We start from the raw sequence: 15,008 nt of genomic DNA, 5'->3' as shown, positions 1-15,008 counted from the left end.
ATCGATTGACGATAAACGAGACCGTAGGTTAGCGTGATCATGTTGTCAACGACGAGGAGGTTCGTGTTGGTCGTACCGGCAGCGCCACCCTGGGTCGGCGACCTGGTCCTCTACGAGCTCAACCCGCGGACCTTCACCTCGCCCGCCGGCGCCGGGGACGGCAGTGGCAGCGGCACGTTCGCCAGCGTCGCCGAGCGCCTGCCCTACCTGGCCGACCTCGGCGTCAACGCCATCTGGATGGCGGGTCACGCCCGCTCCACCGACCACTTCTACGGCATCTGGTCCGCCTACGCCGCGGACCGCCCCGACCTCCTCGATCCTGCCCTCGGCACGCCCGACGACCTGCGCGCCCTCGTCGCCGCCGCCCACGGGCACGGCATCCGGGTGCTGCTCGACGTCATCGCCCACGGCGTGGTCAACGACAGCACGCTCGTCCGCGAGCATCCCGACTGGTTCGCCGGCGGAAGCTGGGGCATGGCCGACTTCGACTACGGCAACCCGGACTTCCGGCGGTGGTGGGTCGACCTGTGGATCTCCTACGTCCGCGACTTCGACGTCGACGGATATCGGGTCGACGTCTCCCTCGTCGACCCGACCGTCTGGGACGAGATCACCGCCCGGTGCGCGGACCTCGGCAAGCCGATCGTCGTCATCCCCGAGAACGACCGCTACCACCTGGGCCAGCAGGAGTGCCACGGACCGGCCCTGGACCCGGTGCTCGACTGGGCGATCGCCCGCGAGTTCCGCGGCAACCGGCTCACGCTGCGCCAGTTGAGCAGCCACGACCGCGGCTGGGAGGCGCTGCCGGGCAACCACTACGTCGCCCGCGGCAGCCGGGCGAAGCTGGGATACGGCCTGCTGCTCAACCCGCAGGTGCCGCTGTTCTTCGCCGGTGAGGAGTTCGACGCCGACCCGGTCCCCCTCCCTCGCCTCCGACAGGGTCTGTTCGGGACCGGAGGGCCGGGCGGTTGGCTCTACGGCAGCCGGCTCGACTGGTCGCAACTCGAGGACCCGGCGAAGCGCGCCGTGCACGACGACGCGCGGCGCTGCCTGGCCGCCCGCAGGGGTTACCGGCACCTGCTCAACGCCGACCCGGCCGCCTGCGAGATGGTCCGGGCGGCGGGCAACGGCGCCTCGGCCCTCGTGCCGTACCTGCGCTACCGCCCCGGCGAGGACGCCGTCCTCGTCGTCGGCAATGACCTGCCCCGCGACGTGACGTTCGTGCTGAGCCTGCCGCTGGCGCAGCTCGGCCTGGACGGCGCCGACACCGTCCGCGTCACGGACATCCTCGGGGCCGGCCCGCCGCGCCGCCTCACACCGGCGCAACTGACCAGGTTCGACGTCGCCGTCGGGGCCGACTACACCCCCGGGGGCGGCGTCCGCGCCTTCCACCTTTGCCGTTCCGACCGTTCAGGAGAAGCATCATGAGCGTGGCCCTGGCCGTGATCGGCACCGGTGTGATCGGCACCGACCACGTCCGGCGCCTGCACCGGCAGGTCCCCGGCGCCGACGTCGCCGTCGTCACCGACATCGACCTCGACCTGGCCCGGGCCGTGGCCGCGACCTACGGCGTGCCCGAGGCGCACACCGACGGCTTCGCCGCGATCCGGTCCGCCCAGGTCGACGCCGTGGTCGTCGCCTCCTCCGCCGCCTCGCACGCCGAACTGGTGCTCGCCGCCGTCGAGGCGGGCAAGCCGGTGTTCTGCGAGAAGCCGCTGGCGACCACCGCCGAAGCGTGCCTGCGGATCGTGACGGCCGAGGCCGCCGCCGGCCGGCGGCTGGTCCAGGTCGGCTTCATGCGCCGCTACGACGAGGCATACCGCGGCCTCAAACGCACCCTCGACAGCGGCGATCTCGGCGCCGCCCTGCTCGCCCACTGCGTCCACCGCAACCCGGCGGTCCCGGGCTCCTTCACCAACGAGATGATGATCAACGAGGCGGCCATCCACGAGATCGACCTGGTGCGGTGGCTGCTCGGCGAGGAGATCACCGACGTCAGCGTGGTGTGGCCGCGCCGCAACGGCCACGCCGCCGCGACGCTGCAGGACCCGATGCTCGTCTGGCTCCGCACCACCGGCGGCGTCGTCGTCGACGTCGAGGTCAACGTCAACGTCGGGTATGGCTACGACATCCGGACCGAGCTCGTCGGCGAGCGCGGCGGCGCATGGCTGAGCGTCGGCAACGCCGGTGTCTCCTCGGTCGGCACCGCCGCCTGGGTCCCCGCCACCTGGCTGGAGCGCTTCCGGGCCGCCTACGACGCGGAGCTCACCGAGTGGGTCCGTGCCGTGGTCACGGGCACCGACCCGCAGGGCCCGACAGCCTACGACGGCTACGCCGCGGCCGTCGTCGCGGACGCCTGCGTCGCGGCGTTCGGTCGGGACGGATGGCACCCCGTGCCCCCGCTGCACCCGCAGGAGGGCCGATCCGGTCGGCATGGCCGCCCATCCTTCATACCGCAGGGTGGGGTTCATGAGCCGGGGCCGGCTCCTTACTGAACTCATACAATTCCTTGACGCTGCGCTGTCGTTGAGTGCGTGTCTCCACGTGTGCGGCCCGCCGATCCCGGTGGGCCGAGGTCACACGAGAGATGGAGACGGAACATGAACACCGACATCGCGAGGTGGGGTCGGCGACTCGGTACCGCCGCGGCACTGTCCCTCATGGCCGCTGCGGCGACCGCCGTGCTGGCCGGGCCGGCGTCGGCTTCGGGCATCTCGGGGCTCGACATCGTCGAGGACAGCAGCGGCGTCAACAGCGGCCCGGACAATGAGGCGTACGCCGAGTGCCCGGCCGGCACCAAGGTCGTCGGGGCCGGGGTCACCAACACCGGCCTCGGCCAGGTCGTCGTCGACATCCTGCGGCCGGAGACGCGGGCCGTGTACGCGCACGCGTACGAGGACGGCGGCGGGTTCTCCGGCAGGTGGAGCCTGACCGTCCGCGCGATCTGCGCACCCGACGTGGAGCTGATCAACTACGAGATCGTCGGCGTGACCAGTACCCCGGACTCGAGGTCGCCGAAGGACATCACGTCGACCTGCCCGGGTGGCAAGGCTCTGATCGGGATGGGTTGGGCGCTCGCCGGCGCGGGCGGCGACGTGGGCGTCACCGATGTGATCCCGTCGTCGGATCACGTCTACGTCCGGGCGTACGAGGAGAACAACTCCGCGACGACCGCTGCCTGGAGCGTGACCGCCTACCGGATCTGCGCCTCCTCGCTCACCGGCCTGGTCATCCGCACCAGCTCGACGACCCCCGGGTCGGGCAGCCAGGGCAAGAGCCAGCCCTGCCCGGTCGGCAAGGTCGCCCTCGGTGGCGGCGCGAACATCGTCGGCGGCACCGGCAACGTCGTGCTGCACAACCTGTGGCCCGGCAGCTTCTACGCGAACCAGTGGCTCATGAGCGCCAACGCCAGCGAGGACGACGACGGCGCGCCCGCGGCGTGGCACCTGACGCTGAACCAGATCTGCGTCGACGACTGAACGGGCGCGGCGCGGAGGTGGCGGCGTACGCGTGATAATTCGTATTAGTGTCTTGACGCCGGCCGATCGGAACCGCGAAACTCACTGATCGGCCGGCGTCCGATGGGACTTCCTGCGCCAAGAGTTCGGCTTCGGGTCAGCCAATTGAAAGGCAACACATGCGCCGTCTGCTCTCTGCCCTTGCGGCATCCGCCGCGACCGTGGCGCTCGTCGCGACCGCGCTCGTCGGCCCCGCGGCGGTCGCTGACGACGCCCCCGCCTTCGGTGCCCCTGACGCCATCGCCGCGGACTACTACGGGGCACTGCTGCGGCACACCCGGTGGGTCGAGACAGTGTGGGACCCGGCTGCCGGCGCCTATCAGCTGACGGACTTCAACTTCGCGGTCGTCCTGGGCAACGCCGTCCTGCTCACGCACGGCGACTACGACGCCGACCTCGCGGGCGTGAGCAAGGACGTGCTGCGTGCGCACACGTTGGCCACGATCAGGAAGTTCGCCGCGGACAACCGGCTCGTACGGGCGAACGGCACATGGGGCAAGAGGCTCTTCTGGGACTCGACATTCGAGTCGTACTTCCTCGACGCGGGCCGGCTGCTGTGGGCCGAGCTGGACCCGGCCACGCAGGCGAACCTCAAGACCATCGCCACAGGCCAGGCGAAGTACGCCGCCGACCTGAACTTCGCGCAGGACCCGCTGTCGGGCAGCTGGGACGCGCGGTGGCCCGACGGCGCCTACCAGGGAGACACGGCGCTGGAGGAGTCCGGCGTGTACACGCAGGCGCTGGCCCCGGGCGTCGCATGGGCGCCCGACGACCCCGACGCGGGACGCTGGACCGACCAGCTGAACACCTGGGCCCGGAACGCGGCCGGTCAGCCGACTGCGGACCGCAACAACCCGGCGCAGGTCGGCGGAGCGCCGATCTCGAGCAACACGATGCACAACATCCGCGACACCTACCTCGTGGAGAACCATGGGGCGTACGCACCGCACTACCAGTCGGACATCTGGCGTTCGGGCGGCCGCAACTCCATCCAGTTCATCCTCAACGGCCGGCCCGTGCCCGAGGTCCTGCTGCACCAGCCGAACTCGGCCGAGCTGTGGAACTCGCTCCAACTCGGCATGTCGGCGCAAGGCGAGCCCTTCATGCCGATGGTCGCCGACCGCGAGTTCCTCTACGGCCGCGACGTGATCCCGCTGGCGTTCGTCGGCCAGGTACTTCGCCGCCCCGAGGCGGTGACCGCCGAGAAGCACCTGGCCGCCGGCCTGGCCGCCTATCAGGCGTATGCGCCGACGAACCGGCTGACGAAGTTCTCCGGCGAGGCGAAGTACGAGCCCGAGGCGCGCGCGGAGATCGCGATCTCCTACCTGCTGCACGACCACGCAGCCAGATCGGCTGCCGGACCCGTACAGCCCCTGACCGACGCGCAGGCCGTCGCCGCCGCCGCGGGCCTGCGCGACTACGGTGCCAGCGCTGGGATCGTCATGCAACAGACCACGACGGCGTGGGCGGCCGCCCTCAGCAAGCCCGGGTACGTCAAGTTCCCGTGGGTGCCCGGCCACGACTCGTGGCTGTTCCAGGTCTCGGGCGCGACGCCGTTCCTGTACCCGTCGACGAGCGCGAAGATCGCGTCCCGCGACGTCACGACGTACACACGGCCGCGCGACGGATTCGACGGCACGGCGTCGGTCTTCCAGGTCGGGTCCGGCTACGCGGGGCAGGCGACGCTGCCGACCGGCGCGGCGGTCTACGCCTCCACGGGCGCCGGAGCCGACGACGGCATCGTCTCGGTTCGCAACCTCGACATGGGCGGCGCGTTCGGGCTCGACGGCTCGCGGACCTACACGACAGCCGAGGGCACCACCACGGTCGCCCCGCAGCCCAAGATTCCCGCCGACCCGGCCGACGCGAAAGCCGCCCGCGTGGACGACCTCACGTTCGACGCGCCCACCACCGCCCGGTACGTGCGCATGCTCGGCCAGCAGGGCAACGCCAAGTACGGCTACTCCATGTACTCGCTGCACGCGTACGGTCCGACGACGCCCACCGATGTCGCGGCCGGTCGCCCGGCGACGGCGTCCAGTGAGGACGTCGCGAGCGGGTACACGGCTGCCCGTGTCACTGACGGCAACCCGTCGACCCGCTGGGCCGTCTCGGTCGCCGAGCGCACCCGGCCGGACTCCTGGCTCCAGGTCGACCTGGGTGCCCCGACCGTGCTGGGTTCGGTCCGCGTCGCGTGGGAGTCGGCGGCCGGCGCCCGGTATCTGGTCCAGGTCTCCGACGACGGGCGGACCTGGCGCACGGCCGCGGCCTACGGCAACGCCCCGGCGGACGTCAACGTCGCGCGCCTCGACACCGTGGACCTGACCCCGCCCGGGCAGACGACACCGGCGCCGGTTACGACGCGCTACGTGCGGATGCAGGGGGTGCGGGGCAATGCCCAGTACGGCTACTCGCTGTACCACTTCCGGGCGTTCGAGCCGACCGGCACCGACGTCGCGGCCAACCGCCCGGTGACGGCGTCGAGCGCCGACAGCGGCTTCCCCGCGAGCGCCGTCACCGACGGCAGCCCGACCACGCGCTGGGCCGTGTCGAAGGCAGACCGCCTCCGGAGCGACTCGTGGATCCAGGTCGACCTCGGCGGACCCACCGCGCTGTCGCAGGTGCAGCTCGGCTGGGAGGCCGCCGCGGGAGAGGAATACCGGGTTCAGACCTCGACGGACGGCGTCACCTGGCAGGACGTCGCGCGGCACCGGGAGACCGGCAACCGCGTGCTCGAGTCGGACGGCGGGTGGATCTCCGTCGAGAACAAGGGCGGGTTCGTCGTCCGCGGCTCCGACGCCCCGATCACCGTCTCCCGCGCGAGCGACACCCAGCAGGTGATCCGCCTCGCCGACGGCGGCAAGGGGCCGCGCCTGATCGAGATGGTGCCGGGCGCAGCCGCCGCGACGGCCGCGCAGTCTGCGCGTCCTGAGCCGACGACGTCGAACCCCGCCACGCAGACCGCGCTGGTCGACGGCTTCCTCGTCGTCTTCAACCTCTCCGGTACCGAGGCCACCACGGCGGTCACGATCCCGCACGGCGGCGGTGCTGTTCCGCTGTATGCCGGCACTCAGCGCGTCGGGGCGACGTCCTCCGTGCTGGACGTGACGCTCCGCCCGGGCTCGGCCGTCGTGCTCACCCCGCGGGTCACCGCGGTGACGCCGGGCAAGGGGACGGCCCCGGCCGGACTGACCGCCGTGGTCGACGACGCGCGCACCATCCGCGTCTCCTCCAACGGCACCGTCCGTTCGGTGCAGCTCCGCAACCTCGAGACCGGCGAGGTGCTGGGCGCGGGCCTGCCGCCGACGGGCATGGTCAAGACGGTGTCCTTCTCCTCCGCCCGCCCGTACCCGGTCGCGGATCTCGCGCTCGGCACAGAGACCTTCCCCGCGTCCGTGCTTCCGCAGGGCATGACGTCGCCGTCCCTCGCTGTCGACGGCGACCGGGGCACGGCCTGGGTCCCAGGACCGGACGGGCGCATGGTCGTCGATCTGGGGCGGTCCGCCGCGATCGGCACGGTCGGGCTGACCTGGGACGGGGCGCAGGCGCCTGCGGCGACAGTGTCGGTCAGCGACGACGGCCTGACGTTCACCGACGTCGGCTCGGTCGCGGCGGGCACGCAGCTGGGCTCGGTCAAGCTGGGCGCCACAGCACGGTACGTCGCCGTGACCACCACGTGGCACCAGGGCGACGCCAGGCTCAGCACACTGGAGGTACGCCCGGGCGCGTAGCGCTAGGACCGGCCGTGAGCAGCGCGGTCAGGCCGAAGTGGTCGGAGATGTACCGTGGGCGGTCGTCGACGGCGAACGGTCGGTCGCCGAAGCGCTGGATCTCGACCGGGACCAGGTGCTCGCCGCGCAGCAGGATCCGGTCGAGGCGGCCAGGGCGGCCGTTGGGGTCGCCGATCGCCGCCAGGGGATTCGCGGCGGGGTCGAAGGTGTAGCCGGCGTCGTAGGGGTACAGCGCCGGCCACACGTCGACGGTGCCGGGCATGGGGATCGGGGTGTCGTCGCCGAAGTTGACGTCGGCGAGGATCACGGCGGCGTCGACGTCGGGGCGGGACAGCCGCTCGTCGAGGAGTCGCAGCTCGTGGGCGCGGCGTCGCGGCGCGTCCGGCGCGCGGTTGCTCGTCAGGTGGGCGGCGGCGAAGGCGACCCGGGCCCCACCGACGGGCGCGATGCCGACCACCTGCCGCCGGTGGGACTCGATGCGCAGCGGCCGGCGGCTCAGCAGGACGGTGCCGTAGGCGGCGTCGGCCGCCGGGCCGTCGGACACGTGGTAGCCGGACCGCACCCAGTCGGCGACGAGCAGCGCCGACCACAGCTCGTGCGTCACCTCGTGCAGGGCGATGACGTCGGCGCCGAGGCCGCCGAGCAGCTCGACGCACGCCGGGACGCGCCGGTGCGGGTAGGTGCGGTGGCGGTCGTGGGCGTCGGAGAGCACGTTGTACACCGCGACCTGCACCGGCTCCCCGGCGGACGGCGCCGCTCGGACCGGGGTTCCGGGCGCGGACGGACGCGGTGCTGCGAGGTCCGCGCCGACCAGGTCGATCCGCGCCTGCCGGTCCCACACGACAGTGTCGCCGGCCCGCACGTACCGGACGCGATGCCACGGCACGTCGGACCCGGCGACGAACGCGGGCAGCGGCGACTCGCGGATGCCGGAGCCGCGCTCCTCGTAGCCGATGACGAACCGGCGTGCGTCGAGCGCAGGGTCGTACCGGATCCGCGACACGACCTCCTGGATCGGGCGCATGCCGGTCAGCTCGGCCGGTCCGGGACCGTGCCGGCCGCCACCGGCGGCAACGCGGGCATCATCGGCGAACCGTACCCGGATGAGGGCTCCGCCGTCCGCGTCCAGGCAACAATGAACTTTAAATAAGGCTTACGATTTCGTCCAAGCCATTGATTGCCGCGCATCTATAGGGAGACTCGGTATGGAGTGATCCGATGCGGGTGACCGGGAGGACGGACCATGGCGAACCTTCGGCATGCCCTGATCGGAGGTGTGGCCCTTCTCGGCGTGCTCGTGCTCGCCCCGACCAGGGCTGCCGACGCGGGCGCGACCACGCTCGGTGGCGCCGACCCCAGCGTCATCAAGGTCGGAGGCCTGTACGTCGCGGCGAAGTCCGTCGACGGCGGCATCGCGATCCGCACCGCCACCACGCTCGCCGGCATCGCGGCCGCGCCGAAGAAGCAGGTGTGGAGCGACACCGGCAACCTCGGTGAGGTGTGGGCGCCGGAGATCGTCCACCAGGACGGCAGGTACCACGTCTACTTCTCCGCCGGTCGCAGCGCCGCCCACCGCATGTACCACATCAGCTCCGCGACCGCCGACTCCGGCTACTCGGCTGCCACGAAGGTCGCGCTCCCCGGCGACAAGTGGGCCATCGACGGAGTGCCGTTCACGTATCAGGGACAACGCTGGTTCGTGTGGTCCGGCTGGGCCGGGGACACGAACGTCGAGCAGAACCTCTACATCGCCCGCATGACCGGCCCGGCCACGACGACCGGTGCCCGGTACGTCATCTCCCAGCCACGGGAGGCGTGGGAGCGGACCGTCGGCAACCCGTACATCAACGAGGCGCCGGAGCCGATCCTCGACCCGAACGGCCGCCTGCACATCGTGTACTCCGCCAACGGCAGCTGGAGCAGCAAGTACTGCCTCGCGGAGCTACGGCTACGGGCCGGCGGTGACCCGACCTACGTGTGGGACTGGTACAAGAGCAACGGCTGCCTCTTCGGCTCCTACGCGCCGAACATGATGACCGGGTGGGATGCCACGCTGTACGTCGACGGGCCGGGGCACCACACGTTCGTCCTCGAACGCGGCGACATCGCGACGAGCCCGCCGTCCGGGAACCGGTTCCCGACGATGTACCACGCAGTCGCCAAGGGCACCCCGTACTCGTGGTCGAACCGGTACTGGTACACCGGCACCGCGGTCTGGTGGGGCAACGTCACCTACCGGCGCGCCAACGTCCCCGGCCCCACCACAGACCTCGGCTACGGCCTGAAGTTCTTCGAATAGGCGGCGACGGGGCGGTGTCGCGGACCAGGTCATCGCGGCATGGCGGTTCGACTCCTGTCTGGAACCCGGTGATGCGACCCGCCGTCGCGCGGTAGCCGCTGCACCACGCTCACCGCAGGCCGACGGAAGCCGAGGTCGGCGGCGCACCGGGGGCCGGCCCGGCCGGCAGGTGGCGGCGCTGGCGGTCGCGGTACGTCATCAACACTTCGGTGGGCACGACCGCTCCGGTGAAGAAGCCGGCCGTTCCGAGGTGCATTGCAATGTGTCTGATCAGGCCATTGGCGAACATGCGGAAACCCATCCGGACGGTCGGTTTCGGGCGGGCCGACATGGCCCGCCAGTGCCCGCACGCTAACGCGGCGCCCGGCTCCGGCCACACCCCGAACTACGCTGTGTAAACCCCTACCCGGTCGGAGGGAATCCCCGGGGCGGCTCGGCCGTGCCGCGCCTCGCATCCAGCGGGCACAGACCGTCATCTGTCTACTGTGGACATTGTGGATAGGGGTTCGGGTAAGGGTTTACGAGCATCCGAAGCCGTCGATAGCGTCCGTGTCGCAAGCTGTCCCGATGCGTCAGCGCAGTGTTGGAGGTGCGTGGTGAGCGACAAGTCAGCTCCACCGACGCCGGTGTCCGCTCATGCCGTCGAGGGCGAGGCGGGGGCACTGGATGTCCTGAGCCAACCCGACGCGCCGGTGGAGGTCCGGCTGGAGGGTGGCCCCGCCAGCTTCCCGGCCGAGCTGCGCAGGCAGCTCGCCCGGCCCGACGACGAGAAGATCAAGGTGCAGTACAAGGGCGGGCACGAGCACTTCGAACGACGCCAGGACGAGGCGGGCTCGCCGGTCTACGTCTGGACCGGCCGGACGTTCTTCGCGGAGTAAAGCGGGGCCAGTGATGTTTCCGAGCTGTGCCGTGGACCGCTCCCGGACGCCCGACGGTGTCCTGGCGTCAGTGCAGATCGTCGTGGACGACACCGCCTCCGCGGTCGAGTTCTACACCGCTGCGTTCGGCGCCACCGAACGGTACCGGGAGTGCCTGCTGGACGGCCGGATCATGCGCGCGGAGCTGATGCTCGGCCCCTACCGGCTGACCGTCGGTGAACCGGACTTCGCCGAGGTGCCGCCGCCGGCTCCGGCCTCCGCCGTGCTGGTACTGATGTGCGACGACACGGAGCAGGCGCTGGTTCGCGCCCTGGCAGCCGGTGCGCGGCCGGAGCCGTCCGCGGCCGGGGCTTCGGTGCGCGACCTCGCCGGTCTGATCTGGACGTTCGTCGCTCGCGACTGACCGGCACCGCCGGGGTACCGATCGATAACCGACACGCATTTACATCAGTCTGAGGTGTCGTCTTGGCCCAGCCAACAGCGCCGTGTTTCCCGGCGACTCCCGCCATCAATGGAAGCACCAGGGTGTACGTCGTCGTCGGAGACCCCGTCGACCAGGTCCGGGCGCCGAGGCTGCTCAACGCGGAGTTCAGCCGGCGTGGGGTGGACGCGGTACTCGTCCCGCTCCACGTGCCGGCGGCGCGGTTCCTCGAGGTGGCCGGTGCGCTGCGGATGGCGCCCAACGTCGACGGCATGCTGGTGACGGTTCCGCACAAGCTGGCGGTGTGCCGGCTCGCCGACGAGGTGAGCGCGGCCGTCGCACTGACCGGCAGCGCGAACATCCTGCGGCGGGGCGCCGACGGCCGGTGGCAGGCCGACAACTTCGACGGTGCCGGGTTCGTCGACGGTCTTGCCGCGGCCGGTCACAGCGTGCGCGGCCGGCGGCTGCTGCTCGTCGGCTGCGGCGGCGCGGGCGTCGCCATGGCGGTCGCGCTGCTGGAGTCCGGCGTGGACCACCTGTTCGTCCGCGAGCGCGACGAGTCCCGGCTCGAGGCGGTGCTGAGCCGGCTGGCGGCGCACTGGCCGGCGCGGATCACCGCGCACCGGTCGGCGGCGCTGCCGGACGTGGACTTCGCGGTGAACGCCACGCCCCTCGGGTTGCGCCCGGACGACCCGTTGCCGTTCGAGCCCGCGGCGCTGCCCGCCCACACGGTCGTGGCGGACATCGTCATGAAGCCGTTGCGGACGCCGCTGCTCGCCACGGCCGAGGCACTCGGGCACCCGGTGCATCACGGCGCGCACATGCTGGACCGCCAGATCGCGCGGTACCTGGACTTCTTCCTCGACCGACCGGACAGCACGACGGGCACGCGGAGCGACGAACCGGAGGAACTTGATGAACGTTTTCGTTGAAGCGGCCTCGGACCCGGGCACTGCCGCCGCCCTGGCCGGTGCGTCGCTGCCCGACCGGTACCTGGCCGCCCACCTGCGCGCCGAGGATGTCGACATGTTCCGCGGGGCCGGCGACAAGGACGTCCGCAGGTCGCTGCACGTCGGGCAGGTGCCGATGCCGGAGCTGGCACCCGACGAGGTGCTCGTGGCGGTGATGGCGAGCTCCATCAACTACAACACCGTGTGGTCGGCGATGTTCGAGCCGATCCCGACGTTCCGCTTCCTGCGCCAGTTCGCCGCCGAGGGCGCCTGGGCGGCCCGGCACGACCAGCCGTACCAGGTGGTGGGCTCGGACGGCGCCGGTGTCATCGTCCGCGTCGGCTCCGGGGTGCGGCGTTGGCAGGTGGGCGACCGGGTGGTCATGAGCCCGGCCTACGTCGACGACCAGGAGCCGGCGACCCATGCCGACGGCATGCTCGGCGTCGAGCAGCGCGCCTGGGGCTTCGAGACCAACTTCGGTGGCCTGGCCCACTTCGCGGTCGTCCGGGCGAGCCAGCTCATCCCGAAGCCTGCGCACCTGACCTGGGAGGAGGCCGCCTGCAACCCGCTGTGCGCCGGCACCGCCTACCGGATGCTGGTCGGGGACCGGGGCGCCCGGCTCAAGCAGGGCGACGTGGTGCTCATCTGGGGTGCGACCGGCGGCCTCGGTGCCTACGCGGTGCAGTTCGCCCGCAACGGCGGCGCGGTGAGCATCGGCGTGGTCGGCTCCGAGCACAAGGCCGCGGCGCTGCGGGCGCTCGGCTGCGACGTGGTGATCAACCGGAACGACATCGGGCTGCACGACGACGTCGCCGACGACCCGTCGCGGGTGATCGAGGTCGGCAAGCGGCTCGGCGCCATCATCCGCAAGTCGGTGGGCGCCGATCCCAACATCGTGTTCGAGCACGTCGGCCGGGCCACGTTCGGCATCTCGATCTTTGTCCTGCGCCGCGGCGGTGTCGTGGTCACGTGCGGTTCGAGCACCGGCTACGACCACCGGTACGACAACCGGTATCTGTGGATGAAGCTGAAACGGGTCCTCGGTAGTCATGTGGCGAACCTGCAGGAGCAGTGGGACTGCCACCAGCTCATCGCGTCCGGCCGGATCGCCCCGACGCTGTCGGCGGTGTACCCGCTGAGCGAGGTCGGCGAGGCGACCCGGATCGTGCAGACCAACCGGCACCTGGGCAAGGTCGGCGTGCTGTGCCTGGCGCCGCGGCCCGGCCTCGGGGTGACCGACCCGCAGCTGCGGGCGGCCATCGGCGAGGACCGGGTGCAGCCCCTCAAGCCGTTCGGGATCGGGTGATCGCGATGACCACCACCGCTGTGGGCCTGCTCGGCACCGGCTCGTACGTGCCCGAGCGCAAGGTCAGCAACGACGAGATCGCGGAGCTCGTGCCGACCGCGACCGCCGAGTGGATCGAGCGCAAGACGCTGATCCGCAACCGCCGGTACGCGGCACCCGACGAGGCGACGTCCGACCTCGCCGCGCAGGCGGCGATGGCGGCGCTCGACCAGGCCGGCCTCACCCCCGACCAGCTCGACTACATCATCGTGTCGACCTCGACGGGTGACTCGCCGCAGCCGCCGACCGCGTGCCTGGTGCAGCAGGCGCTCGGCGCCCACCGCGCGGCGTGCTTCGACATCAACGTCGTCTGCGCCGGATTCGTGTACGGCCTCGGCATCGCCCGCGGGCTCGTCCTCGCCGCACCCGAGACCAAGGTCCTCGTCGTGGGCTCCGACGTGTACTCACGAATCCTCGACTACAGCGACCGCAGCACCGCGGTGCTGCTCGGCGACGCGGCCGGCGCCGCGGTCGTCGGCGCGGTGCCGCCCGGGTTCGGCATCACCGGCATCGGCCTGTCCAGCCGCGGCGACGCCCACGACCTGATCCGGGTCGAGGCGGGCGGCAGCCGCCGGCCCACCTCCCCGGCCACCCTCGCCGAGGGCGGGCAGTTCTTCAAGATGAACGGCCGGGGAGTGCGGGACTTCGTCATGCAGGAGGTGCCGCCGGCGATCGCCGCCCTCCTGGCCGGCGCGGGAACGAGCGTCGAGCAGGTCGACCACTTCATCCCGCACCAGGCCAACGGGGTGCTGCTCGGCGAGCTGGTGCAGTCCTGCGGGCTGTCCGGCGCACAGACCCGCCGGACGCTGGAGGAGTACGGCAACGTCGGCAGCGCCTCCGTGCCTGTCGCGCTCGACGACGCGGCCAGCTCCGGCGTCCTGCGCACCGGGGACCTGGTGCTGCTGGCCGGCTTCGGCGGGGGCATGTCCGTGGGCGTGTGCCTGCTGCGCTGGTGGAGCCGGGCGGAGCCCGCGCGATGAGCGGCATCGCGAAGGTCGGGGTCGTCGGCTGCGGGACCATGGGAGCCGGCTTCGCCGAGAGCTGCGTTCTGGCCGGGGTCGACGTGGTCGTCGCGGTGTCGCGGCCCGAGTCGGTGACCGCCGGCCGCGAACGGATCCTCGCGTCGATGGACCGCGCCGCGCGCAAGGGCCGCCTCACTGCCGGACAGGTCGCGGCGGCCGGCGAGCGCCTGACCGTCACGGCCGATCTCGACGAGCTGGGCGACCGGGACCTCGTCCTGGAAGCGGTACCGGAACGGGAATCGCTCAAGGCCGAGGTGTTCGCGGCGCTCGACAAGATCACCGACGGGCGGGACACCATCCTCGCGTCCATCACCTCGTCGATCCCGATCGTGCGGCTGGCCCGGGCGACGAGCCGGCCGGGCCGGGTGATCGGCCTGCACTTCTTCAACCCCGTCCCGGCCCTGCCGCTGGTCGAGCTGGTCGGCTCGCTGCTCACCGACGAGCAGGTCTGCGCCCGCAGCGAGACGTTCGTCAGCGAGGTGCTCGGCAAGCAGGTGATCCGGTCCAAGGACCGGGCCGGGTTCGTGGTCAACGCGCTGCTCATCCCGTATCTGCTCGCCGCCGTGCGGATGGTGGAGTCCGGCTTCTCCACGGCCGCCGACATCGACCGGGGCATGACGCTGGGCTGCGCGCACCCGATGGGACCGCTGGCCCTGATCGACCTGATCGGCGTGGACACCGTCGTCGCCGTCGGCCACGCCCTCTACGACGAGTTCAAAGAGCCCCTCTTCGCACCGCCGGCGTCGCTGGTGCGGATGGCGGAGGCCGGACTGCTCGGCAAGAAGACCGGCACCGGTTTCTACGAGTACCCCCGTTAGTGCCGGACCTCGTCAGGTCCACACGG

Annotated in this window: 13 protein-coding genes; 11 read left to right on the top strand and 2 right to left on the bottom strand. The window is 71.6% G+C overall.

Annotation, left to right across the window (positions count from 1 at the left end):
• Positions 1-63: 63 nt before the first annotated feature.
• The 4 genes from ACQEVZ_RS46415 (at position 64) to ACQEVZ_RS46400 (ending at position 7,249) form a co-directional block, all read left to right on the top strand.
• Positions 64-1,428, top strand: coding sequence for an alpha-amylase family glycosyl hydrolase (locus ACQEVZ_RS46415; protein ID WP_433380357.1), 1,365 nt, complete (start codon positions 64-66; stop codon positions 1,426-1,428).
• Positions 1,425-2,495, top strand: a complete 1,071-nt coding sequence (locus ACQEVZ_RS46410) for a Gfo/Idh/MocA family oxidoreductase (protein ID WP_433380354.1) — start codon at positions 1,425-1,427, stop codon at positions 2,493-2,495. The genes ACQEVZ_RS46415 and ACQEVZ_RS46410 overlap by 4 nt, the downstream gene beginning before the upstream one ends.
• A gap of 105 nt (positions 2,496-2,600) precedes the next feature.
• Positions 2,601-3,479: a hypothetical protein gene (locus ACQEVZ_RS46405; RefSeq protein ID WP_433380351.1), complete on the top strand. Its 879-nt coding sequence runs from the start codon at positions 2,601-2,603 to the stop codon at positions 3,477-3,479.
• 158 nt (positions 3,480-3,637) lie between these two features.
• Positions 3,638-7,249, top strand: coding sequence for a discoidin domain-containing protein (locus tag ACQEVZ_RS46400; RefSeq protein ID WP_433380348.1), 3,612 nt, complete (start codon positions 3,638-3,640; stop codon positions 7,247-7,249).
• Here the strand turns inward: ACQEVZ_RS46400 and ACQEVZ_RS46395 are convergent.
• On the bottom strand, positions 7,218-8,273 hold the full coding sequence (locus tag ACQEVZ_RS46395; RefSeq protein WP_433380345.1) for an RNA repair domain-containing protein: 1,056 nt from the start codon (positions 8,271-8,273) through the stop codon (positions 7,218-7,220). The two genes, ACQEVZ_RS46400 and ACQEVZ_RS46395, sit on opposite strands and share 32 nt — an antisense overlap.
• A 219-nt stretch (positions 8,274-8,492) precedes the next feature.
• Between ACQEVZ_RS46395 and ACQEVZ_RS46390 the strand changes: the two genes are divergently transcribed.
• Entirely contained in the window at positions 8,493-9,548 is a 1,056-nt protein-coding gene (locus tag ACQEVZ_RS46390; protein ID WP_433380342.1) for a glycoside hydrolase family 43 protein, read from the top strand.
• Between the two features lie 109 nt (positions 9,549-9,657).
• On the opposite strand, the gene ACQEVZ_RS46385 is transcribed toward ACQEVZ_RS46390, so the two are convergent.
• On the bottom strand, positions 9,658-9,837 hold the full coding sequence (locus ACQEVZ_RS46385; RefSeq protein WP_433380339.1) for a hypothetical protein: 180 nt from the start codon (positions 9,835-9,837) through the stop codon (positions 9,658-9,660).
• A gap of 307 nt (positions 9,838-10,144) precedes the next feature.
• Between ACQEVZ_RS46385 and ACQEVZ_RS46380 the strand changes: the two genes are divergently transcribed.
• The 6 genes from ACQEVZ_RS46380 to ACQEVZ_RS46355 all read left to right on the top strand — a co-directional run bounded on the left by ACQEVZ_RS46380 (position 10,145) and on the right by ACQEVZ_RS46355 (position 14,982).
• Positions 10,145-10,426 carry a DUF5988 family protein gene (locus ACQEVZ_RS46380; protein ID WP_433380336.1) on the top strand — a complete coding sequence of 94 codons (282 nt, stop codon included), beginning with the start codon at positions 10,145-10,147 and terminating at the stop codon, positions 10,424-10,426.
• 70 nt (positions 10,427-10,496) lie between these two features.
• A complete protein-coding gene (locus ACQEVZ_RS46375; protein ID WP_433380333.1) occupies positions 10,497-10,829 on the top strand; it encodes a VOC family protein in 333 nt (110 codons plus the stop codon).
• Positions 10,830-10,951: 122 nt separating this feature from the next.
• Positions 10,952-11,779 (top strand): shikimate dehydrogenase family protein, encoded by an 828-nt coding sequence (locus tag ACQEVZ_RS46370; RefSeq protein ID WP_433380330.1) that lies wholly within the window; start codon positions 10,952-10,954, stop codon positions 11,777-11,779.
• Positions 11,763-13,103 (top strand): crotonyl-CoA carboxylase/reductase, encoded by a 1,341-nt coding sequence (gene ccrA, locus ACQEVZ_RS46365; protein WP_433380327.1) that lies wholly within the window; start codon positions 11,763-11,765, stop codon positions 13,101-13,103. Before ACQEVZ_RS46370 ends, ccrA begins: the two co-directional genes overlap by 17 nt.
• A 5-nt stretch (positions 13,104-13,108) precedes the next feature.
• Positions 13,109-14,122 (top strand): 3-oxoacyl-ACP synthase III family protein, encoded by a 1,014-nt coding sequence (locus ACQEVZ_RS46360; RefSeq protein WP_433380324.1) that lies wholly within the window; start codon positions 13,109-13,111, stop codon positions 14,120-14,122.
• Entirely contained in the window at positions 14,119-14,982 is an 864-nt protein-coding gene (locus tag ACQEVZ_RS46355) for a 3-hydroxybutyryl-CoA dehydrogenase (RefSeq protein ID WP_433380321.1), read from the top strand. Before ACQEVZ_RS46360 ends, ACQEVZ_RS46355 begins: the two co-directional genes overlap by 4 nt.
• Positions 14,983-15,008: the final 26 nt, after the last annotated feature.

It is taken from the genome of Dactylosporangium sp. CA-152071 (assembly GCF_050936335.1).
GTDB lineage: Bacteria > Actinomycetota > Actinomycetes > Mycobacteriales > Micromonosporaceae > Dactylosporangium > Dactylosporangium maewongense.
The sequence above is the reverse complement of the archived record's forward strand: the minus strand, read 5'-3'. Positions and strand labels throughout refer to the sequence as shown.

Coding starts and splice junctions, on each gene's coding strand:
- ACQEVZ_RS46390 (WP_433380342.1), top strand. CDS start 8,493: ATGGCGAACCTTCGGCATGCCCTGATCGGAGGTGTGGCCCTTCTCGGC.
- ACQEVZ_RS46385 (WP_433380339.1), bottom strand. CDS start 9,837: ATGTTCGCCAATGGCCTGATCAGACACATTGCAATGCACCTCGGAACG.
- ACQEVZ_RS46395 (WP_433380345.1), bottom strand. CDS start 8,273: ATGCGCCCGATCCAGGAGGTCGTGTCGCGGATCCGGTACGACCCTGCG.
- ACQEVZ_RS46400 (WP_433380348.1), top strand. CDS start 3,638: ATGCGCCGTCTGCTCTCTGCCCTTGCGGCATCCGCCGCGACCGTGGCG.
- ACQEVZ_RS46355 (WP_433380321.1), top strand. CDS start 14,119: ATGAGCGGCATCGCGAAGGTCGGGGTCGTCGGCTGCGGGACCATGGGA.
- ccrA (WP_433380327.1), top strand. CDS start 11,763: ATGAACGTTTTCGTTGAAGCGGCCTCGGACCCGGGCACTGCCGCCGCC.
- ACQEVZ_RS46410 (WP_433380354.1), top strand. CDS start 1,425: ATGAGCGTGGCCCTGGCCGTGATCGGCACCGGTGTGATCGGCACCGAC.
- ACQEVZ_RS46405 (WP_433380351.1), top strand. CDS start 2,601: ATGAACACCGACATCGCGAGGTGGGGTCGGCGACTCGGTACCGCCGCG.
- ACQEVZ_RS46360 (WP_433380324.1), top strand. CDS start 13,109: ATGACCACCACCGCTGTGGGCCTGCTCGGCACCGGCTCGTACGTGCCC.